Below are 19791 nucleotides of genomic sequence, written 5' to 3'. Positions count from 1 at the left end.
CGCAGCGGAAATCCGGCTTGACCAAGGCGCATGGCGCGGGGCCAATGGCGGGGCCACAAATCCCATCAGAGGACTGCCATGAACCATCTGTTCAAATTCGACCGCACCGGCATCACCCCCGAAACCGAAAGCCCCGAGGCTGACAGGCTGCTGGCGGGCGATCCCGTCCACACGACCTGGAGCATGGAGGAGCGTGAGGAGGAAGGCATCTACAGCGGCATGTGGCAGACCACGCCGGGCAAGTGGAAAGTCTCTTATGTGGAATGGGAATATGTCTACATCCACGAGGGCGTCTCGATCCTTACCGATACAGAGGGCAAGGCCATCACGCTGCGTGCCGGTGACCGCTGGCTGATCCGTCCGGGGTTCGAGGGCACATGGGAATGCGTGGAAACCACGCTGAAGGATTATGTGATCGTTATGCCCTGAGGCATGAGGGGCGGGCCACAAGGCCCCCCTGTTCGGGTAAAGAGCGGAAAGCGCGCAAAACAGCCGCTTTCCACGCCACCTGCAAAATTCTGTTCGCCGAAGACCCAATCAGGACCGGCGCGCGCAGTTGGTCGCCCGTGACTGTGGTTGCTTTCTGCATGTCAGGCGAACGGCGAACCGGGCGACTGGCCAAGCAGCAGGCGGTCGAGATGAAGGCCATGTCGAAACGTGTGCCGCGCCCCGCAAGCGCATCAATATGCGGCGTGCGGATTACGGATCGCCATACCTGCCGGTCATGCGGCCAAGGTCATCGGCAGGACGCTACGCGGCATGGCATGGCACCGCTAATTCAAGCGGACCGTCACGGCGCGGAAAATGGGCAATCCCCCCGAGGCGACGCGCGCTTCGGTGGCCAGTGCCTGCTACGGCTCTGCCCCGCATTTGACAACCAACAGGAAAGCGCGCAGCGCCCACCAGGCATAAGGCCTCTGTTCAACCCGCGCCCGGCCAGCCCGGATCTATCGCCAACTTGACTCCTGCCTCGCCATAAATCCGGGTGTGACAAAGACCCCGCGGACAAGCGCCAGCGCACAGTCAAACGGCCATTCCCTGACGATGCGGCAGGGCGAGGCTGATCGTTCACCCGAAGAGCGCTAGCGCAGCACCTCGTCCGAAGCGCCGGATTCAAAGGTCAGGAACACCGTCTCACCCTTGTCATGGCGTTCGTGTCCCGAACCTGCGACCGGCGTGCCCGACTGTTCGGTCATAACATATTCCGGGCGGATACCGAAGGTTGCCGCACCAGGCGCCGGCGCCTCTGCGCCCTCGACAAAATGCCTCCGCTGGCTTCCGAGGAAGCAGGCCGCGAATTGCGGCGCCGGGCATTCATACAGTTCCAGTGGGCTGACCACCTGTTCGGCATGGCCCGCGTCATCGCTTCACCTGACCGTGGGTGATGTAGATCATCACCGTGCCTTCCGCCGCCCTAGAACAGAACGACCCTGGACTGCCGGTTCATCGCGCGCCCTGTCGCAACACCGCAATCAAAAGGGCGGCCCTTTCAGACCGCCCGTTCCAATGCGTGTCGCCCAGCTTGCTGGCCCCAAATTACTGACCCAGCGTGCCGGCCTGATGTTCGGCTGCGGCCTCTGCGGCCTCGCGGGCGATCTGTTCTTCCAGCTTCTTCTCGTTAATCGCGCGCTTGGCAGCGATTTCCTCAAGGCGGCTGGCGTCATAGGGAATCAGAAGACCCCATTCATCTTCCATGAACTTGCCTTCAAGCCGCTCGGATTCCTCGCGCGAACGCGACTTGACGGTGGTGCCCAGCGGAATGCGGTCATACAGGTCGATGATGTCCTGATTGAACAGCCGGATGCAGCCCGCCGAGGTGGCCCGCCCGATGGAGCGGTTATCAATGGTGCCGTGGATGCGGAAATAGGTGTCCCGCCCGCCGCGGTAGAGATAAAGCGCCCTCGACCCCAGCGGGTTTTCCAGCCCACCCGGCAGACCGCCCGCATATTCGGCATAGAACTCCGGCATGGTGCGGATCATGTTCGCAGTCGGAGTCCAGGATGGCCATTTCTGCTTGCGGTTCACCGTGGCATTGCCCCGGAACCCCAGACCGGCCCGGCCGACCGCGATGGAATAGCGCCGCGCCATGCCGCCCTGTTCAACCAGATACAGCTTGCGGGCGAAAGCATCGACCACGATGGTTCCCGGCGCCTCGGGGCCGTTATAGGCCACATCCTCGCGGGGGGGGGAACCGATGAACTGGTTCGGTTTCACCGCCGGAATGGTGATGCCCTCATCCACCATCTCGCCATATCCGGGCGGGGCTTCCTGGGGCGGCGCCTTCTGGGCAGCCGGGGCGGCACAGGCGGCCAGCAGCGGCAGCATGATCAGGGCGATGAGACGGGAGCGGAGGCTGGGAACGATTCGCATACTATCTTTCGGCAGAGATTCTTTTCGGGTGCGATCTTTCGGATCAGCACCGAGCACGCGCCTCAGGTCAAGCCCTCAAAACTGTTCGGCCGTAAAAGAATACCCCCGGCCGTCGAGCCGGGGGCAAAGTCATCCGGATTGTTGCGCGATCAGCGCATTGCGCCGACAGACCACAGGAAGGTTTCGCCCGAGCTGTCGTCCACGCCGTCATTGTCGGTCACCAGCCAGCCATTGCCGGCCGCGTCGATGGCGAAGCCCTCGACCTTTTCGGCGGTGTAGCCATTCCAGCGGGCCAGATCGGGCTTGAGGTCGCGCACCACTTCCTTGGTGACAACCGGCAGTTCACCGTCCAGCGGGGCGGGTTGCAGTTGCGCCAGCGGCACACGGGTCAGGTGCTTCACCTGTGCGGCATCGCCCGTGCCGTTGTCACGTTCGATGAAATAGGCCCAGTCGCCGTCGATCTGGATTTCCGAAAGACCCATCCAGCGGCCTTTGGCCGGGGTCTCCAGCGGATAGTGCACGGCGCCCCAGGTCTTTTCCTTCATGTCATAGGCCAGCAGCTTGACCATGCCCTTCGGATCGTCCCCCCATTCGCGCTGCATGGCCAGCCACAGCCGGTCACCCTGCACGGCGATGCCTTCGGCGCCGAAACGGGTCTGTTGCGCCAGCAACTCGTCCGGCAGCGCGATTTCCTTGTCGATCGCGCCTTCGGCGTCGACGTGGTAGATCGCATGCGGCACCAGCTTGTCGGCGCGCCCTTCCGAGGCCAGCCAGAAGCCGCCCTCGCCATCGGTGGCAATACCTTCCAGATCCAGCTTCTGCGCCGGATCGCCGTCGCGCGTCACCACCACGGCGCCGGTGATGCGGGCCGGGGTTTGCGTCGCGTCGATGGTGTAGATGGTGGGCGCTGCGCGATAGACGCTGTCGGACACCGCATAAAGCTTGCCCGGCGTCGCCGGATCGGCGGCCAGCGCCGACAGCGCACCCCAGCCAATGCCGGTGCCCTCGGCCGTCAGCGTCGGATAGGCAGGCATGCCCTCGGCGCGTTCGTAGATCATGACATGGGCGCGCACGCCGCCGTCCTCGACCAGATCGACCTCATTCGCGGTGACGAACAGGTTGCGCGAGGGGATCGCAACAGCGCCTTCCGGGCTGATCCCCGAGGGGAGAAGCTGCTTTAGCACCGGCGCGGCCGGGTCGGTCAGGTCATAGACGCCGACGACGGAAGCGCGTTCCGACACGACGAAGGCCATGGGCGTGCCGTCGAAGCTGGCGATCTCCACCGATTCCGTCTCGACACCCTTCTTGTTGCGGTGCTCGGGGTAATGGCCGATGGCAGCAATCGCCTGTTCAAACCGCGCGCCGTCCTCGTAAACGACCGAGCCATCGCGGTTCCAGATCGTCCAGCCGCGCGAACCGCCCTTCCAGTCACCTTCGTTGGCGGTGATCAGGTGGTCGTTATCCAGCCATTTCACCCCGTCGGGTTCCCGCAGAACGCCGTCTTTCTTGCCGGTGAAATCCAGCTTGCCGTCCTTCTTGGTGTCGATGCCCGCCAGATCGACCGTTCCGGCGCTGAAGTGGCTGGCCACCTTGCCATCGGCACCGATGACGACGATGTGGTTGTTCTCTTGCAGGGTCACCACGATGTCACCGGCGGCATTCACGTCGATGAATTCCGGCTCCGGGTCTTCCGGCGCGACCTCGGCAAGGCCGGTCATGTCGATCTTCTGCGTATTGGCGCAATCCACCGCGCCATCCTTCACCGGCAGCTTGACCACATAACCCGCGGGCATCTGCGGCAGGTCACCGTCATTCAGTTCCTCGTCACGCTCGTTCTCGATCGCCACGGCGATGAAGCTGCCATCCTTGGCGCGCGCCACCGAATCCGGCTGGCCGCCCAGATCGCATTCGGCCACCACCGATTTCGAGGCCAGATCGACAGAAACCAGCTTGCCCGAGGGCGCGACATAGCTTTCCGAGGTATTCACGCCGACGAAGGCCATGCCGCCGATCACCTGCGCCGTGGTCGGCTCGCCACCCATGTCGATATTGCCCATGGGCTTCGGGGCCTTCGGGTCGGCGATATCCACCAGACCGATCACCCCCAGCGGGCTGTCAGAATAGACCAGCATCATGCCGTCTTCGGTCGCGGTGATGATTTCCGCGCTGGTCGGACGGGCGTGATCCTCGCCTTCCGCCATGTTCTGCGGGGTGGCAAAGCTGGCGATACGGTTGAACACGGGCTCGGACAGGGCCGGGGTCGCGGCGACCAGAGCAAGCGCCGAGGTGAAGGTCAGAAAACGCATGGGCAATCCTCGATCAATGATGGCCGAGCCATGCGGCCAGCGCGTAACGCGACCGTGACGACGACATGACGGTTTGACGAAATCGCCGCCCGCCGCTCGCGCCGATGTGTTCAGGGGTGCATCGACAGACGCGGGCCACATTGCTAGCTGTCTGCCATGTCCGCGTTGCGTGCCCTTTTCCTGATGTTGATGGTTCTCATGGTCCTGCCCTGGGGGGCCTATGCCGGTGTGGGCGGATCCTGGGCGCATCTGCATGGCCACGGCCCTGCCGCAGCCGCCGCCCCGATGCAGCCGGGACTCGAGCGGCCCCGCCACACCTGCCGCACGGCCACCCTGCCGGGATCGCCCTGCGGCACCGATCTGGCGCCGCCCCCGCCCGAAACCGGGCTTGCAGCCGTAAAACGGCAAAGCGCCACAGCGGCCGCGCGCGCGGGCTGGCACAACAATCCCCTGCCCCGCCCGCCGGTACGGCCGCCCAGATCCTGCTGAAACGCCTGACCGCGCCAGAGGCGCCTTCGTTTCAGCCTGCAAGGGCCCGTTTCAGCCTGCCAAGGATCATCTCGCCATGCTTACACGACGTCTGTTTACCGCCGCCGGCGCGGCGGCCACCTTGTCCGCCTGCGTCAAACCCGCCGTCGCCCCACCGCCACCCGAGCCGGAAAAGCCCGACTGGCCGCCGTTGCCCGCCCGCTATGGCGCAATCACCGACGAGCCCTTTCCGGTGCCCGCCGTGCCGGAGGGCATCGTCCCGCCCGAACTCTGGCGCCAGACCGTCGCCAATCCCTTCCCCGGTGACAAGCCGGGCACCATCGTCATCAACCCCTCGGCGGGCTTCCTCTATCTGGTCGAATCCCCGGAAAGCGCCCTGCGCTATGGCGCGGGCACCGGCGCCGCGGCATTCGCATGGTCGGGAAATGCCCGCTTGCAGTTCGGCCGCAAATGGCCGGTCTGGAAACCCCCCGCCGCGATGATCGCCCGCAGACCGGAGCTGGAGCCCTATTCCGTGGCCAATGGCGGCATGCCGCCCGGACCGGACAATCCTCTGGGGGCCCGCGCGCTCTACCTGTTCCAGAACGGGGTGGACACACTTTACCGCATCCATGGCGCCTGCGAGCCGAAATACCTTGGCAAGGCGGTGTCTTCCGGCTGCATCCGTCTGCTGGATCAGGATGTCATCGACCTTTACGACCGTGCGCCCCATGGCGCCACGGTCCGTGTCCTGCATGCCGAAATGCCCGCCGAACTTTTGGGCATCTACTGAGGAAATCGCCGGGGCGGCGCTTTCAGGGCGCCGCTCCGGCTTGCCATAAGGGCCGGGGCTGCGTATCAGACCCCCATCATCACCATGGACTTGGGTGCAAGCCCCGAGTGGCTCTTCCGGCCGCCGATCCGCCGGACAACCTGAACAAACCCGGATGCGAACAGATGTGCGGCCCGATGCAGCCGCACAGCCGGGAACGGATTTGCCATGTTTTCTTTCGATACCTACCGCGACCAGTGGCTCGGCAATATTCGGCGCGACCTTCTGTCGGGCCTTGTCGTCGCGCTGGCGCTGATCCCCGAGGCCATCGCCTTTTCCATCATCGCAGGCGTGGACCCGAAGGTCGGGCTTTACGCCAGCTTCTCGATTGCCGTCATCACCGCCATCGCGGGCGGGCGGCCCGGCATGATTTCCGCCGCAACCGCCGCAACCGCCGTGTTGATGGTGACACTGGTGAAGGACCACGGGCTGCAATACCTGCTGGCGGCCACGGTTCTGGCGGGCCTTCTGCAAATCGGCATGGGGCTGATGCGTCTGGGCTTCGTCATGCGCTATGTGTCGAAATCCGTGATGACGGGTTTCGTGAACGCGCTGGCCATCCTGATCTTTCTGGCGCAATTGCCCGAACTGGACCCGCGCCGCGTGCCGCCTTTGACCTTTGTGCTGCTGGCCGCTGCCCTTGCCATCATCTATCTGTTCCCGCGCCTCACCCGCGCCGTGCCGTCGCCTCTGGTGGCGATTGTGGTGCTGACGGCTGTGACCCTTGGCCTGGGGCTGGAGGTGCGGACCGTGGGCGACATGGGCGCGCTGCCCGATACGCTGCCGGTGTTCCTGCTGCCCGACGTGCCGCTGAACCTTGAAACCCTGCGCATCATCTTTCCCTATGCCTTGGCCGTGGCCGTGGTGGGCCTGCTGGAAAGCCTGATGACGCAGAACCTTGTGGACGAACTGACCGACACCCGCTCGGATCGCAATCAGGAGTGCATCGGGCAGGGTCTTGCCAATGCCTGCACCGGCTTCATCGGCGGCATGGCGGGCTGCGCCATGATCGGGCAAAGCATGATCAACGTGAAATCCGGCGGCCGCGGGCGGCTGAGCTGTGGTTTCGCCGGGGTGATGCTGCTGATCTTCTGCGTGGTGCTGGGGCCATGGGTCAGCCAGATTCCCATGGCTGCGCTGGTCGCCATCATGATCATGGTTTCGGTCGGCACCTTCTCGTGGTCGTCCATCAAGGCGCTGCGCACGCATCCCCGGTCGTCTTCGGTGGTGATGCTGGCCACCGTGGCCGTGGTGGTCTGGAGCCATAACCTCGCCATCGGCGTGCTGGTCGGCGTGCTGCTTTCGGGTATCTTCTTCGCCGCCAAGATCGCGCAGCTTTTCCGCATCACGTCTGAGGCGAGCCCCGATGGCCGCAGCCGCACCTACCGCGTCGAGGGGCAGTTGTTCTATGGTTCGGTCGAGGATTTCATGGCAGCCTTCGACTTCCGCGAAGCACTGGACCGCGTGGTGATCGACGTGTCAGCCGCCCATATCTGGGACATCTCGTCGGTTCAGGCGCTGGATATGGCGGTGCTGAAGTTCCGCCGCGAGGGCGCCGAGGTCGAAATCACCGGTATGAATGCCGCATCCGAAACCATCGTTGACCGGCTGGCCCTGCATGACAAGCCGGGCGGCATGGACAAGCTGATGGCGCATTGAGGGAGGAGAAACCCATGACGGAACGGATCATCGCGCTGGTGGATGGCTCGGGCTATGCGGCCTCGGTCTGCGACCATGCTGCATGGATGGCCAAAGGCTCCGGCGCAGGGGTGGAGCTTCTGCATGTGCTGGGCCGCCGCGAGGCCGAGGGGCAACAGGATCTGTCCGGTGCCATCGCACTGGGGGCCCGCACCGCCTTGCTGGAGGAACTCGCCGCACTGGATGCCCAGCGCGCGCGGCTGATGACGGAACAGGGTCGCGTGCTGCTGGAAGATTCGCGTCAGCGGATTGCAGCGGCGGGCGTAGCCGAGACGGCCACCCGCCTGCGCCACGGTGACCTGCTGGAGGCGGTGGCCGAGGCGGAGCGCGGCGCAGCCGCCATTACGATCGGCAAGCGCGGCGCCGCTGCCGATTTTGCCAGTGGCCATCTGGGCTCGAACCTTGAACGCGTCCTGCGCGCCAGCCACCGGCCTGTGCTGGTAGCCTCGCGCGCCTTCCGCCCGATCCGCCGCGCCCTTCTGGCCCATGACGGTGGCACGTCGGCACGCAAGGCAGTGGAGCATGTGGCGCAAAGCCCGCTGTTCCGGGATGTCTCGGTGCGTCTGGTCACGGTCGGCACCGATACCGCCGAGACACGCGGCTGGCTGGCAGAGGCACAGCTCCGTCTTGCCGGTGTCGGCATCGCCACGGAAACCGCGCTGCTGCCCGATAGCGCGCATCCCGAAACCGCCCTTGCCGGGATGATCGAGACCGATGGCTTCGATATGCTGATCATGGGTGCCTATGGCCATTCGCGCATCCGTGCGCTGATCATCGGATCTACCACCACCGCGCTGATCCGCGCCTGCAAGGTGCCCGTCCTGCTGCTGCGCTGAATGGCAAAAGGGCAGCGCCACCGCGCTGCCCCCCTGCTGTGGGCGTTTGCCTCAGCCGACGACGTTGAACCCCGGTCCATAGGGGTATTTGGTGATATCCTCGTTGCCATCCTCGGTAATGATCAGGATGTCATGCTCGCGGTAGCCACCGGCACCGGGTTGGCCCTCGGGGATCGTCAGCATCGGCTCCATGCTGATGACCATGCCCGGTTCCAGAACCGTGTCGATATCCTCGCGCAGTTCCAGCCCCGCCTCGCGGCCATAGTAATGCGACAGCACGCCGAAGCTGTGGCCATAGCCGAAGGTCCGGTATTGCAGAAGCTGGCGTTCCTCGAAGAAGGCGTTGATCTTCGCCGTCACCTCGGCGCAGGAAGCGCCGGGCTTCAGCAGGCTCATGCCATATTCATGGGCGGCCACATTCGCCTCCCAGATCTTCAGGCTGGCGGCATCCACCTCGCCCACGAACATCGTGCGTTCCAGCGCGGTGTAATAGCCCGAGATCATGGGGAAGGTGTTCAGGCTCAGGATGTCCCCCCGCCGCAACTGCCGCGCCGTCACCGGGTTATGCGCGCCGTCGGTATTGATACCTGACTGGAACCAGACCCATGTGTCACGATACTCGGCCTCGGGGAAGCGGCGGGCGATTTCCAGCTCCATCGCGTCGCGGCCCGCCATGGCCACGTCGATCTCGCGCGCGCCTTCCTTCACTGCGTCGCGGATGGCAAAGCCACCCACATCCGCCACGGCGGCGCCATTGCGGATGATCTCCAGCTCCGCCGCCGATTTCATCAGGCGCTGGCGCATGGTGGCGGGGGCGATGTCCACCAGCTTCGACGGCGACAGGAAGGACCGGAGCTTTTCGGATTGCATCAGCGTCAGGTGATCGCCCTCATAGCCGATCACACGGCCCGGCCCAGAAACCGACAGGATCGCGCGCCAGTAATTGTCGCGCTGCCAGTCGGTATAGGTGATGTTGTCGCCATGGCAGCGCCGCCAGGGTTGGCCTGCATCAATGCCCGCGCTGATCGTCACACTTTCGGCAGCGGTGACCACCAGCCCATAGGGGCGCCCGAACGAACAATACAGGAAACCCGAGTAATAGGCGATATTGTGCATAGAGGTGAAGACACAGGCGTCCACCCCCTCGGCTTGCATGATCCGGCGCAGCCCCGCCAGCCGCGCGTCATATTCCGACGCGGCAAAGGGAAGCACGCGGTCCCCTTGGTGGAAGCGATACATTTGCGGACGTTCCGTCATGTCAGACCTCATTCATGGGGTCCGGCATATGTGCGGCGAGACCCCGAAAGGTCCCGGCGTACAGGACTGAGGCAGGTTGCCCTGCAAGCGGCGGGGCCATCGGCCCCTGCGGCGACGCCATCGCCACGGCTCGGCGAACATCATGCCCGAAACCGGCTCGCCCCGCAAGAGCGCCTGCATGGCCCGGCTTTCGACTTGTCCGCCGCGACAAAGCGGGCAAATCTGCGCCGAGAGGCAAGGAGAAGGCGATGCGACAGGGGCCACGCAATGCGATCACCGATGTGGCAGGGCTGCACGTCGGCCACGCACAGGATGCACGCCTGCGTTCAGGGGCCACCGTGCTGCTGGGCACCGCGCCCTTCACCGCGGCCGTCAGTGTGATGGGCGGTGCGCCCGGCACGCGCGAGACCGACCTTCTCGCCCCCGACCGGCTGGTGCAGCAGGTAGATGCGATCACGCTTTCGGGCGGTTCGGCCTTCGGTCTGGATGCGGCCTCGGGCGTGGCCGAGGGCCTGCGCGCAATAGGCCGCGGCTTTGCCGTCGGCGATCAGCGGGTTCCCATCGTGCCCGGCGCCATCCTGTTCGACCTGCTGAACGGCGGCGACAAGGCTTGGGCGCAGAACCCATATGGCGCGCTTGGCCAAGCGGCTCTGGCCGCGGCGGGGCCGGAGGTCGCGCTTGGCACCATCGGCGCAGGCTATGGCGCAGCGACCGGCCGACTGAAGGGTGGGCTTGGCACCGCAAGCGCGGTGCTCGACTCCGGCATCACCGTAGGGGCGCTGGTCGCCGTCAATGCGCTGGGGTCGGCCACGATCGGCGACGGCCCGCAGTTCTGGGCCTCCCCGTGGGAAATAGACGCCGAATTCGGCGGCCTTGGCCTGCCCTCCAGCTTTCCGGCGCCCGATGATCCGCTACCGATGAAACGGCAGGGCGAGGCCACCACCATCGCCATCGTCGCCACCGACGCACGGCTGACCCAGGCCGAGGCGCAACGCATGGCCGTTGCCGCGCATGACGGCATGGCCCGCGCGCTGGTGCCCTCGCATACGCTGCTGGACGGCGATCTGGTCTTTGCCGCCGCCACCGGCACCCGCGACATGGCCGAACCCCTGCGTGACCTCTATCAGATCGGTCATGCCGCCGCCTGCTGTCTCGCCCGCGCCATCGCGCGCGGCATCCATGCGGCCCGGCCCGAACCGGGCGATCTGCAACCTTGCTGGCGGGCGCTTTACGGCTGAGCCTTCCGCGGCAGCCGCCTCAGAGGGGGCTCGATGCCCCGATGAGGCGCCCCCGTTGCAAGAAGACTACCAGCGACCCAGCGCCGCCTCATCCTCGTCCTTCGCCGCCACCCATTCGGCACCGTCGGCCCCGATTTCCTTCTTCCAGAACGGCGCGCGGGATTTGAGGTAATCCATCAGGAACTCCGCCGCCGCAAAGGCATCCGCCCGATGGGCCGACGCAGTCGCCACCATCATGATCGGTGCATTGGCCTCCAGCCGCCCATGGCGATGGATCACCAGCGCATCGGCCAAGGCCCAACGTTGCGTGGCCTCGTCCACCATGGCGCCGATGGCGCGCTCGGTCATGCCAGGATAATGCTCGATCTCCATGGCAGCCAACCTGCCGCCATTGTCGCGCACGATGCCTGTGAAGGTGACCACAGCCCCCGCCCCCGTCAGACCCGCGGTAAAGGCATTGGCTTCCGCTCCGGCATCGAAGGCGGCCTCCTGCACCGAAATCCGCATCTCAGCCCCCCGTCATCGGCGGGAAGAAGGCCACCTCGCGCACCCCTTCCAGCGGCGCATCGAAATCGGCAAGCTCCTGATCCAGCGCCACCCGCAGGCTCGCCAGATCGGCAAAAGCCAGCGCATAGCGTTCTTCCCGCGCCGCAAGCTCGGCCACCAGCCCCGCCACCGTTGCAGCATCGGTCTCAACCCGCTCGCGCGGCAGGCCGATCCGTTCACGCACCCAGGCGAAATACAGCACGTCGATCCGTTGCATCACTTGTCCCGCAGATAGGGCAGGGATTTGCGGAAGTAATCCCAGCCGGTCACAAGGGTCAGCATCGCCGCCACCCAGATCAGCACCAGCCCCACATTGGTGGCATAGGCCGCGCAATCGCGCCCGCCGCAGGTGCGGATCGGATCAGCCGTGCCCGCCTCCACTGCCAGCGCATATTGCTCGGGCGTCATGCCGCGCAGCGCGATCCCTTCCAGATATTCCAGCCCGGTGCCAAGAAACAGCACCGCAATCGCCACCATTTGCGCCGTGGTCTTCCACTTCGCCAGCTTTGTCACCCGCAGCAGCCCGGCCTTGTGTCCCAGATATTCCCGCAGGCCAGAGACAAAGACCTCGCGGAACAGGATCGCCGTCGCGGGCAGGATCAGCCAGGGGTTCATGCCGGAATAACCGGTGATCACCATGATGGCGATGACCACCATCGCCTTGTCGGCTATCGGGTCCAGCATGGCGCCGAATTTCGACTCCTGCTTCCAAAGCCGCGCCAGATAGCCGTCGAACCAGTCGGTGATCGCCGCCCCGATGAACAGCGTCAGCGCGAACCAGTCGGCCCAGGGGCGCTGGAAATACAGGAACATCACCGCAACACCAGGCGCGGCCAGCAGACGCAGAAGGGTGAGGACGTTCGGGATGTTCCAAGTCATGCCGCAAGTCGTAGCCGAAGCCTCGCGCGCATGGAAGGGGGTGCGGCCTTTACACCCTTGCGCGCGCGCGATAGGCAAGCCGCTTTCCAGACGGACAGGGGCAAGACATGCAACATTGCGGGATCGATTTCGGCACGTCGAATTCCACTCTCGGGCTTGCAGACGCCACAGGCGCGCGCCTCCTGCCGCTGGAGGGCGACAGCCCCACCCTGCCCTCTGCCGTGTTCTGGGCCGAGGACGGCCCGCCACAATTCGGCCAGGCTGCCATCGCTGCCTATCTGGACCATGAGGAAGGCCGCCTGATGCGAGCGCTGAAATCCACGCTCGGCTCCGGGCTGATCCACGAACGCACCCGCGTCGGCAACCGCACCGTTGCCTTCCGCGAGGTTCTGGGGCGCTTCCTCGCTCATCTCACCGCCCGCCTGCCTGACGGCCCCGAGGCCGTGGTCATGGGCCGCCCGGTGCATTTCGTCGATGACGACGCGGGCCTCGACGCACAGGCCGAGGCGACGTTGGGCGAGATCGCGCGCGATCTGGGGTTCCGCGAGGTCTCGTTCCAGTTCGAACCCATCGCCGCCGCCCGCGATCACGAAAGCCGCTGCACGGCCGAAGAACTGGTGCTGATCTTCGACATCGGCGGCGGCACCTCCGACGTGTCGCTGGTTCGTGTTGGCCCCGACCGCGCCCGCCGCGCCGAGCGCGCCGACGACATCCTCGGCAATGACGGTATCCGCCTTGGCGGCACTGATTTTGACCGCATGCTGAGCCTCGCCGAAGCCCTGCCGCATCTGGGCTTCGGGGCCGCCACCAAGGGCGGCGCCGGCACCATGCCCCGGCATTACTTCCTTGACCTCGCCACCTGGCACCGGATCAACCAGCTTTATTCCCGCAGCACCATGACCGACCTCAAGGCCCTGCGGCACGAGATCGACAACCCCGAACTCATCGACCGGCTGATCCGCCTGATCGACGCCCGGCAGGGCCATGCACTTGCGATGGAGGTCGAACGGGTCAAGATCGCTCTCAGCGATGCCGAGGCGGAACGACTGCTGCTGCGCCCGCTCTGCGGCGCGCCCAATCCGGTGGTGCGGCGCGAGGCTTTCGAACAGACGCTCGCCCCCGCCCTCACCCGTTTGCGTGACCTGATCACCCGCGTTCTGGCGCAAGGCGGTGTCACCCCGGCGGAGGTCGGCACGGTCTTCGTGACCGGCGGCTCCAGCCGCCTGCCACTCCTGCGTCGTCTTGTGCAGGATATGCTGCCGCAAGCGCAACTGCACAGCGGCGACGACTTTGGCGCTGTCGGCCTTGGCCTCGCACTGGAAGCCCGCCACCGCTACGCCTGATCCGCCTTTATCTTGGCAAAAATATCCCCGCCGGAGGCACGCCGTCCGCGCCATGCGCGGACGGAACAAAAGACCTGCGCCACAGGCGCTCCACTTGAAAAGCTCAGGCGGCGGCGGGGCGGCGGATCTGGGTAGCGGCTTCCAGCACCAGAGGGCGGAACCCGTCGCCACCATTGTCCAGCAGTTCGAACAACTGCCGCCGCATCCGGGGTTCCCAGAAATCATTGATATGATTGGCAAGGCCCGTCACGCCCTCGGCATGGGGCTTGCTTTCCATGAAACGGGCGATCTGGTTGGCCATGGTGATCAGTTTGTCATGCGACATGGGCGGCCTCTTGCAGCGTGATGCGTTGCGGATGGGTGAAACATTCAAAACCGTCGGGCCGGGCCAGCGCGACGAGGGTCAGGCCCGCCGCCTCGGCCATGGCCACGGCAGCGGCAGTCGGGGCCGAAACGGCGATCAACAGCGGAAAGCCCGCGGCACAGGCTTTCTGCACCATATCGACCGAGGTGCGGCAGGTCAGGATCAGCGCGCCCTGCCCCGCCGGCCGCCGACCGGCCAGCGCGCCGATCAGCTTGTCCAGCGCATTGTGGCGGCCGACGTCCTCGCGCGCGAGGACAATGCCGCCTTCCGCCCAGAAGGCCGCGCCATGGGCGGCGCGGGTGATGTCATGCAGCGGCTGATGCGCCTCAAGCGCGGCAATCGCTTCCATCACCTGTTCCGGCGTCATGGCGAAATCGCTGGCAGGCACCGGGCGAGGCACGCGAACCGCCTCTTCAAGGCTGTCGATGCCGCACAACCCGCAGCCCACCGGCCCGGCCATGGTCCGGCGCCGCTTTGCCTGCCGATCCGCGGCTGCCTGCATCAACCAGATTTGCAGATCGATACCGCGGGGGGTTTCCACCGGCTCGATGCTTTCGATCTCGTCGAGGCTGGCGATCCCTTCGGTCAGCGTGAAACCACGGGCGAAATCTTCCAGATCAGCTGGCGTGGCCATCATTACGGCATGGGTCGATCCGTTATAGCTCAGCGCAACCGCCACCTCCGACGGCAGCTCGCGGCTGCCGTCGCGCGCCGCGCCTGCCCGGAAGGCAAGGCGCGGAAGGGGGCGGTGGCTGTGCATCACTCGGCCGCCGCGATCCGGCGCGCGAGCGTGGCCTGCGCCTGATACTCCTCCTGCCACTCGGACGGGCCGTTGGAGGGCATGATCTGCACCGCCGTCACCTTGTATTCCGGGCAGTTGGTCGCCCAGTCCGAGAAATCGGTGGTGACAACGTTGGCCTGCGTTTCCGGGTGGTGGAAGGTGGTATAGACCACGCCGGGCGACACGCGATCGGTGATCTCGGCCTTCAGCGTCGTCTCGCCCGAGCGACTGGCCAGCCGCACCCAGTCACCATCGCGGATGCCACGGGTTTCTGCGTCATGCGGGTGGATCTCCAGGATATCCTGATCGTGCCAGACGGTATTGTGGGTGCGCCGGGTCTGGGCGCCCACGTTATACTGGCTGAGGATACGGCCGGTGGTCAGCAGCAGCGGGAAGCGCGGGCCGGTCTTTTCATCCGTCGCCACATATTCGGTGCGGATGAACTTGCCCTTGCCGCGCACGAAGCCGTCAACATGCATCAGCGGCGTGCCTTCCGGCGCCTTTTCATTGCACGGCCACTGGACCGAGCCCATTTCCTCGATCTTGTCATAGGTCACACCCGCGAAGCTGGGCGTGGTCATGGCGATTTCTTCCATGATCTGCGACGGATGCGTGTAGGTCCAGCCCGCGCCCATGGCATTGGCGAACATCTGGGTCACTTCCCAGTCGGCATAGCCCTGCTTCGGCGCCATCACCTTGCGCACCATATTGATGCGACGCTCGGCATTGGTGAAGGTGCCATCCTTTTCGAGGAAGGACGAACCGGGGAAGAACACATGCGCGTAATTCGCGGTTTCGTTCAGGAACAGGTCATGGACGATCACGCATTCCATCGCCGCAAGGCCCGCCGCCACATGCTTGGTGTCGGGGTCGGATTGCAGGATGTCCTCGCCCTGACAGTAAAGGCCCTTGAAGCTGCCATCCACCGCCGCATCCAGCATGTTCGGGATGCGCAGGCCCGGCTCCGGGTCGATTTCCACACCCCAGGCCTTTTCGAAGATCGCGCGCACCTCGGGCAGTTTCACATGGCGGTAGCCCGGCAGTTCATGCGGGAACGACCCCATGTCGCAGGACCCCTGCACGTTGTTCTGGCCGCGCAGCGGGTTCACGCCCACGCCGCGCCGGCCGATATTGCCGGTCAGCATGGCGAGGTTGGCGATGCCGATGACGGTGGTCGAACCCTGGCTGTGCTCGGTCACGCCCAGACCATAGTAGATCGCCGCATTGCCACCGGTGGCATACAGCCGCGCGGCGCCGCGCACCTCGGCCGCCGGAACGCCGGTCAGCATCTCGACCGCCTCGGGCGAATGTTTCGGGTCCGCGACGAATTCCATGTAATCCTGGAACTCATCCCAGTCGCAGCGGGTGCGGATGAACTCTTCGTTGTAAAGCTTCTCGGTCACGATCACATGCGCCAGCGCGGTGACGATTGCGACGTTGGTGCCGGGCTTCAGCGCAAGGTGATGCGCCGCACGGTAATGTGCGCCTTCCGCCATTTCGGTGCGGCGCGGATCGACGAGGATCAGCTTCGCCCCCTGCCGCAGCCGCTTTTTCAGGCGGCTGGCAAAGACCGGGTGGGCCGAGGCCGGATTGGCGCCGATGACCAGCGCCACATCGCATTCCTCGACCGAGTCGAAATCCTGCGTGCCCGCCGAGGTGCCGTAGGTCTGGCCAAGGCCATAGCCGGTGGGCGAATGACAGACGCGGGCGCAGGTGTCGGTGTTATTGTTGCGGAACACCGCGCGGGTCAGCTTCTGCACGAGGTAGGTTTCCTCGTTGGTGCAGCGGCTGGAGGTGATCACACCGACCGACTGGCGGCCGTATTTTTCCTGAATGGCCTTCATGCGGGTCGCGGCGAATTCCATCGCCTCGGCCCAGGACACTTCACGCCAAGGATCGTTGATCGTGTCGCGGATCATCGGGTTCAGGATGCGGTCCTGATGGGTGGCATAGCCATAGGCGAAGCGGCCCTTGACGCAGCTATGGCCACGGTTGGCCTTGCCGTGCTTGTAGGGCACCATGCGCACCAGTTCATCACCGCGCATTTCCGCCTTGAACGAACAGCCGACACCGCAATAGGCGCAGGTCGTGATGATGCTGCGGTCGGGGGTGCCGATGTCGATGACCGACTTTTCGGTCAGCGTCGCGGTCGGGCAGGCCTGCACGCAGGCGCCGCAGGACACGCAATCCGACGACAGGAAGGTATCGTCCTTCAGACCGGCATGCACGCGGCTGTCCCAGCCCCGGCCCGAGATCGTCAGCGCGAAAGTGCCCTGCACTTCCTCACAGGCACGGACACAGCGGTTGCAGACGATGCATTTGCTGGGGTCGTAGCTGAAATAGGGGTTGCTGTCGTCCTTCGGCAGCCATTGCGGATTGGCCTCGCCGCTGGTGTTCTTGGTGCGGAAGTGGGTGTCCACCGCATCGTAACGCACATCGCGCAGGCCGACGGCGCCCGCCATGTCCTGCAATTCGCAATCGCCGTTGGCGGCGCAGGTCAGACAGTCCAGCGGGTGGTCCGAGATGTAAAGCTCCATCACGCCGCGACGAAGCTGTTTCAGCTTGCCGGTCTGGGTGTGGACCTTGATGCCCGCCGCCACCGGCGTGGTGCAGGAGGCCGGGGTGCCGTTGCGGCCCTCGATCTCCACCAGACACAGACGGCAGGAACCGAAAGCATCGATGCTGTCGGTGGCGCAGAGCTTCGGCACGGAAATGCCGATCTCGGCCGCGGCACGCATGATCGACGTGCCTTCCGGCACCGTCACCTCGAACCCGTCGATCGACAGGGTCACCATGGTTTTCGATTTCGAGGCAGGCGTGCCGAAATCGCGGTCATCGGGGATGATGAAGTCTTTCATTCGGCGGCCTCCTTGTGGGTCGCGGTGAAATCATCGGGGAAATGGGTGAGAGCGGACATGACCGGATAGGGCGTGAAGCCGCCCAACGCGCACAGCGAGCCGGATTTCATCGTCTCGCACAGATCGGTCAGCAACGGGATGCCCGAGGCATCGCCACCCCCGATCCGGTCCAGCGTTTCCACGCCGCGCACGGCGCCTATGCGGCAGGGGGTGCATTTGCCGCAGCTTTCGATGGCGCAGAACTCCATGGCGAAGCGCGCCATTTTCAGCATGTCCACCGTATCGTCGGCGATGGTCAGACCGGCGTGGCCGATCAGGCCGCCCTTTGCCGCGAAATCCTCGTAGGTGAAGGGGGTATCGAACAGTTCGCGCGGGAACCATGCGCCCAGCGGACCGCCGACCTGCACCGCCTTGACCGGGCGGCCGCTGGCGGTGCCGCCACCGATGTCATCAACGATCTCGCCCAGCGACAGGCCGAAGGCGGTTTCGAACAGACCGCCGAACCTGACGTTCCCGGCGATTTGCAGGGCCATGGTGCCATGCGAACGGCCCATGCCGAAATGCTTGTAGAAGGCCGCGCCGCGATCCATGATCACCGGCACCGAGGCCAGCGAGATCACGTTGTTCACCACGGTCGGACGGCCCATGAAGCCTTCCAGCGCCGGCAGCGGCGGCTTGGCCCGCACCACGCCGCGCTTGCCTTCAAGGCTGTTCAGCAGGCTGGTTTCCTCGCCGCAGACATAAGCACCCGCACCGACGCGCACTTCCATATCAAAGGCCCGGCCCGAGCCAAGGACCGAGGCCCCCAGCACACCCGCCGCCCGTGCGATCTCGATGGCTTTCTGCATCTGCGACACCGCATCGGGATATTCCGACCGGGTGTAGATGTAGCCCTTGGTCGCGCCCACGGCGAGACCGGCAATCGCCATGCCCTCGACCAGTGTGAAGGGGTCGCCTTCCATCAACATGCGGTCGGCAAAAGTGGCGCTGTCGCCCTCGTCGGCGTTGCAGACGATGTATTTCTGCGGCGCCTGTGCATCATGCACGGTCTTCCACTTGATGCCGGTCGGGAACCCGGCGCCGCCCCGGCCGCGCAGGCCCGAGTCGGTCACTTCCTGCACGATGGCCGCAGGCTCCATCGCAATCGCGCGACGCAGCCCCTTCAGCCCGTGGTGCAATTCGTATTCCGCAAGGCTCAACGGGTCGATCACGCCGACGCGGGCGAAGGTCAGCCGGGTCTGCCGCTTCATCCACGGCAGTTCCTCAACCAGCCCCAGCGCCTTTGGGTGGGCCTCGGCATCACCGAACAGCGCCGGCACATCCGCCACCAACATCGGACCAAAGCCCATGCGGCCCTGATCGGTCACGATCTCGACCAGCGGCTCCAGCCAGATCATCCCGCGCGAGCCATTGCGAACAACCGTCACCTCGACGCCACGCGCGGCGGCCTCGGTCACGACAGCGCGCGCCACATCATCGGCACCCAGTGCCTTGGCGGCCGCATCTCCGGGAACGTAAATCTTCATCAGCGCAGCTCCTCAGCCAGGGCATCGAGGCGCGCCTCGTCCAGACGACCCACCAGGCGGCCATCGACCATCGCCGCCGGGGCGCAGGCACAGAGACCCAGACAGAATACAGGTTCCAGCGTCACGGCGCCATCTTTTGTGGTTTCATGCCATTCGATCCCGAACCGGCGCTGTGCATGTTCGGCCATCCGGTCGGCGCCCATCGACTGACAGGCCTCGGCCCGGCAGAGCTTCAGCACATGGCGCCCGGCGGGCTGTTCGCGGAAATCGTGGTAGAAGCTCATCACGCCATGCACTTCGGCCCGGCTCAGCGTCAGGTGCTGCGCAATCACCGGCAAAGCGGCCTGCGGCACATGGCCGAAGCTTTCCTGAATGGCATGAAGGATCGGCAGCAGCGGCCCTTCCATTCCGTTATGTTCTGCGAGGATCTCGTTGACCCGCGACAGGACGGCGGATTCGTCAAGGGGCATGGCTGACCTCCGGTTGGCT

Annotated in this window: 18 protein-coding genes and 1 other annotated feature; of the genes, 7 read left to right on the top strand and 11 right to left on the bottom strand. The window is 65.3% G+C overall.

Annotation, left to right across the window (positions count from 1 at the left end; all coding sequences use genetic code 11):
- Nucleotides 1–78 precede the first annotated feature (78 nt).
- The gene (locus D2N39_RS10820; RefSeq protein WP_119134794.1) at nucleotides 79–429 is read left to right on the top strand and encodes a cupin domain-containing protein; all 351 of its coding nucleotides are present in this window, start codon (nucleotides 79–81) and stop codon (nucleotides 427–429) included.
- A gap of 1107 nt (nucleotides 430–1536) precedes the next feature.
- Here the strand turns inward: D2N39_RS10820 and D2N39_RS10810 are convergent.
- On the bottom strand, nucleotides 1537–2370 hold the full coding sequence (locus D2N39_RS10810) for a L,D-transpeptidase (protein ID WP_233557116.1): 834 nt from the start codon (nucleotides 2368–2370) through the stop codon (nucleotides 1537–1539).
- A 149-nt stretch (nucleotides 2371–2519) separates the two neighbouring features.
- Nucleotides 2520–4676: an esterase-like activity of phytase family protein gene (locus D2N39_RS10805; RefSeq protein ID WP_119134792.1), complete on the bottom strand. Its 2157-nt coding sequence runs from the start codon at nucleotides 4674–4676 to the stop codon at nucleotides 2520–2522.
- A gap of 198 nt (nucleotides 4677–4874) precedes the next feature.
- On the opposite strand from D2N39_RS10805, the gene D2N39_RS10800 reads away from it, so the two are divergent.
- From D2N39_RS10800 to D2N39_RS10785, 4 genes are all read left to right on the top strand, one after another.
- Nucleotides 4875–5165, top strand: a complete 291-nt coding sequence (locus D2N39_RS10800; RefSeq protein WP_147373468.1) for a hypothetical protein — start codon at nucleotides 4875–4877, stop codon at nucleotides 5163–5165.
- 76 nt (nucleotides 5166–5241) lie between these two features.
- Nucleotides 5242–5937 (top strand): L,D-transpeptidase, encoded by a 696-nt coding sequence (locus D2N39_RS10795; RefSeq protein ID WP_119134790.1) that lies wholly within the window; start codon nucleotides 5242–5244, stop codon nucleotides 5935–5937.
- An 83-nt stretch (nucleotides 5938–6020) separates the two neighbouring features.
- Nucleotides 6021–6078: a sequence feature (sul1 is cis-regulatory element that is thought to sense ions involved in sulfur or methionine metabolism; They are found in Alphaproteobacteria), on the top strand.
- 66 nt (nucleotides 6079–6144) lie between these two features.
- Nucleotides 6145–7635, top strand: coding sequence for a SulP family inorganic anion transporter (locus D2N39_RS10790; protein ID WP_119134789.1), 1491 nt, complete (start codon nucleotides 6145–6147; stop codon nucleotides 7633–7635).
- 14 nt (nucleotides 7636–7649) lie between these two features.
- Nucleotides 7650–8510 carry a universal stress protein gene (locus tag D2N39_RS10785; protein ID WP_119134788.1) on the top strand — a complete coding sequence of 287 codons (861 nt, stop codon included), beginning with the start codon at nucleotides 7650–7652 and terminating at the stop codon, nucleotides 8508–8510.
- 51 nt (nucleotides 8511–8561) lie between these two features.
- On the opposite strand, the gene D2N39_RS10780 is transcribed toward D2N39_RS10785, so the two are convergent.
- A complete protein-coding gene (locus D2N39_RS10780; protein WP_119134787.1) occupies nucleotides 8562–9767 on the bottom strand; it encodes an aminopeptidase P family protein in 1206 nt (401 codons plus the stop codon).
- 248 nt (nucleotides 9768–10015) lie between these two features.
- On the opposite strand from D2N39_RS10780, the gene D2N39_RS10775 reads away from it, so the two are divergent.
- Nucleotides 10016–11005, top strand: coding sequence for a P1 family peptidase (locus D2N39_RS10775; protein ID WP_119134786.1), 990 nt, complete (start codon nucleotides 10016–10018; stop codon nucleotides 11003–11005).
- 66 nt (nucleotides 11006–11071) lie between these two features.
- Here D2N39_RS10775 and D2N39_RS10770 read toward each other — a convergent pair whose 3' ends face one another.
- The 3 genes from D2N39_RS10770 to pgsA are packed head-to-tail and all read right to left on the bottom strand — an operon-like array spanning nucleotide 11072 to nucleotide 12430.
- Nucleotides 11072–11512, bottom strand: a complete 441-nt coding sequence (locus tag D2N39_RS10770) for a molybdenum cofactor biosynthesis protein MoaE (RefSeq protein WP_119134785.1) — start codon at nucleotides 11510–11512, stop codon at nucleotides 11072–11074.
- A 1-nt stretch (nucleotide 11513) separates the two neighbouring features.
- The gene (gene moaD, locus D2N39_RS10765) at nucleotides 11514–11759 is read right to left on the bottom strand and encodes a molybdopterin converting factor subunit 1 (RefSeq protein WP_199725245.1); all 246 of its coding nucleotides are present in this window, start codon (nucleotides 11757–11759) and stop codon (nucleotides 11514–11516) included.
- A gap of 8 nt (nucleotides 11760–11767) precedes the next feature.
- The gene (gene pgsA / locus D2N39_RS10760) at nucleotides 11768–12430 is read right to left on the bottom strand and encodes a CDP-diacylglycerol--glycerol-3-phosphate 3-phosphatidyltransferase (RefSeq protein ID WP_119134783.1); all 663 of its coding nucleotides are present in this window, start codon (nucleotides 12428–12430) and stop codon (nucleotides 11768–11770) included.
- A gap of 107 nt (nucleotides 12431–12537) precedes the next feature.
- On the opposite strand from pgsA, the gene D2N39_RS10755 reads away from it, so the two are divergent.
- Complete coding sequence (locus D2N39_RS10755) at nucleotides 12538–13773, top strand: Hsp70 family protein (protein ID WP_119134782.1); 1236 nt, start codon at nucleotides 12538–12540, stop codon at nucleotides 13771–13773.
- 103 nt (nucleotides 13774–13876) lie between these two features.
- Here the strand turns inward: D2N39_RS10755 and D2N39_RS10750 are convergent, their stop codons facing one another.
- The 5 genes from D2N39_RS10750 to D2N39_RS10730 are packed head-to-tail and all read right to left on the bottom strand — an operon-like array spanning nucleotide 13877 to nucleotide 19772.
- Nucleotides 13877–14098: a formate dehydrogenase subunit delta gene (locus D2N39_RS10750; protein ID WP_054303844.1), complete on the bottom strand. Its 222-nt coding sequence runs from the start codon at nucleotides 14096–14098 to the stop codon at nucleotides 13877–13879.
- Nucleotides 14088–14900, bottom strand: a complete 813-nt coding sequence (gene fdhD, locus D2N39_RS10745; RefSeq protein WP_407645558.1) for a formate dehydrogenase accessory sulfurtransferase FdhD — start codon at nucleotides 14898–14900, stop codon at nucleotides 14088–14090. The genes D2N39_RS10750 and fdhD overlap by 11 nt, the downstream gene beginning before the upstream one ends.
- Nucleotides 14897–17776 carry a formate dehydrogenase subunit alpha gene (gene fdhF / locus D2N39_RS10740; protein ID WP_119134780.1) on the bottom strand — a complete coding sequence of 960 codons (2880 nt, stop codon included), beginning with the start codon at nucleotides 17774–17776 and terminating at the stop codon, nucleotides 14897–14899. Before fdhF ends, fdhD begins: the two co-directional genes overlap by 4 nt.
- The gene (locus D2N39_RS10735) at nucleotides 17773–19302 is read right to left on the bottom strand and encodes a formate dehydrogenase beta subunit (RefSeq protein WP_119134779.1); all 1530 of its coding nucleotides are present in this window, start codon (nucleotides 19300–19302) and stop codon (nucleotides 17773–17775) included. Before D2N39_RS10735 ends, fdhF begins: the two co-directional genes overlap by 4 nt.
- Nucleotides 19302–19772 (bottom strand): formate dehydrogenase subunit gamma, encoded by a 471-nt coding sequence (locus tag D2N39_RS10730; protein WP_119134778.1) that lies wholly within the window; start codon nucleotides 19770–19772, stop codon nucleotides 19302–19304. The genes D2N39_RS10735 and D2N39_RS10730 overlap by 1 nt, the downstream gene beginning before the upstream one ends.
- Nucleotides 19773–19791 lie beyond the last annotated feature (19 nt).

Source organism: Gemmobacter lutimaris, from assembly GCF_003570715.1.
GTDB lineage: Bacteria > Pseudomonadota > Alphaproteobacteria > Rhodobacterales > Rhodobacteraceae > Gemmobacter > Gemmobacter lutimaris.
This window is presented reverse-complemented; position numbering and strand designations above follow the sequence as displayed.

Excerpts from the sequence above, each read along its gene's own strand:
- D2N39_RS10820 (WP_119134794.1), top strand. The coding sequence starts at position 79 with ATGAACCATCTGTTCAAATTCGACCGCACCGGCATCACCCCCGAAACC.
- D2N39_RS10810 (WP_233557116.1), bottom strand. The coding sequence starts at position 2,370 with ATGCGAATCGTTCCCAGCCTCCGCTCCCGTCTCATCGCCCTGATCATG.
- D2N39_RS10805 (WP_119134792.1), bottom strand. The coding sequence starts at position 4,676 with ATGCGTTTTCTGACCTTCACCTCGGCGCTTGCTCTGGTCGCCGCGACC.
- D2N39_RS10800 (WP_147373468.1), top strand. The coding sequence starts at position 4,875 with ATGGTCCTGCCCTGGGGGGCCTATGCCGGTGTGGGCGGATCCTGGGCG.
- D2N39_RS10795 (WP_119134790.1), top strand. The coding sequence starts at position 5,242 with ATGCTTACACGACGTCTGTTTACCGCCGCCGGCGCGGCGGCCACCTTG.
- D2N39_RS10790 (WP_119134789.1), top strand. The coding sequence starts at position 6,145 with ATGTTTTCTTTCGATACCTACCGCGACCAGTGGCTCGGCAATATTCGG.
- D2N39_RS10785 (WP_119134788.1), top strand. The coding sequence starts at position 7,650 with ATGACGGAACGGATCATCGCGCTGGTGGATGGCTCGGGCTATGCGGCC.
- D2N39_RS10780 (WP_119134787.1), bottom strand. The coding sequence starts at position 9,767 with ATGACGGAACGTCCGCAAATGTATCGCTTCCACCAAGGGGACCGCGTG.
- D2N39_RS10775 (WP_119134786.1), top strand. The coding sequence starts at position 10,016 with ATGCGACAGGGGCCACGCAATGCGATCACCGATGTGGCAGGGCTGCAC.
- D2N39_RS10770 (WP_119134785.1), bottom strand. The coding sequence starts at position 11,512 with ATGCGGATTTCGGTGCAGGAGGCCGCCTTCGATGCCGGAGCGGAAGCC.
- pgsA (WP_119134783.1), bottom strand. The coding sequence starts at position 12,430 with ATGACTTGGAACATCCCGAACGTCCTCACCCTTCTGCGTCTGCTGGCC.
- D2N39_RS10755 (WP_119134782.1), top strand. The coding sequence starts at position 12,538 with ATGCAACATTGCGGGATCGATTTCGGCACGTCGAATTCCACTCTCGGG.
- D2N39_RS10750 (WP_054303844.1), bottom strand. The coding sequence starts at position 14,098 with ATGTCGCATGACAAACTGATCACCATGGCCAACCAGATCGCCCGTTTC.
- fdhF (WP_119134780.1), bottom strand. The coding sequence starts at position 17,776 with ATGAAAGACTTCATCATCCCCGATGACCGCGATTTCGGCACGCCTGCC.
- D2N39_RS10735 (WP_119134779.1), bottom strand. The coding sequence starts at position 19,302 with ATGAAGATTTACGTTCCCGGAGATGCGGCCGCCAAGGCACTGGGTGCC.
- D2N39_RS10730 (WP_119134778.1), bottom strand. The coding sequence starts at position 19,772 with ATGCCCCTTGACGAATCCGCCGTCCTGTCGCGGGTCAACGAGATCCTC.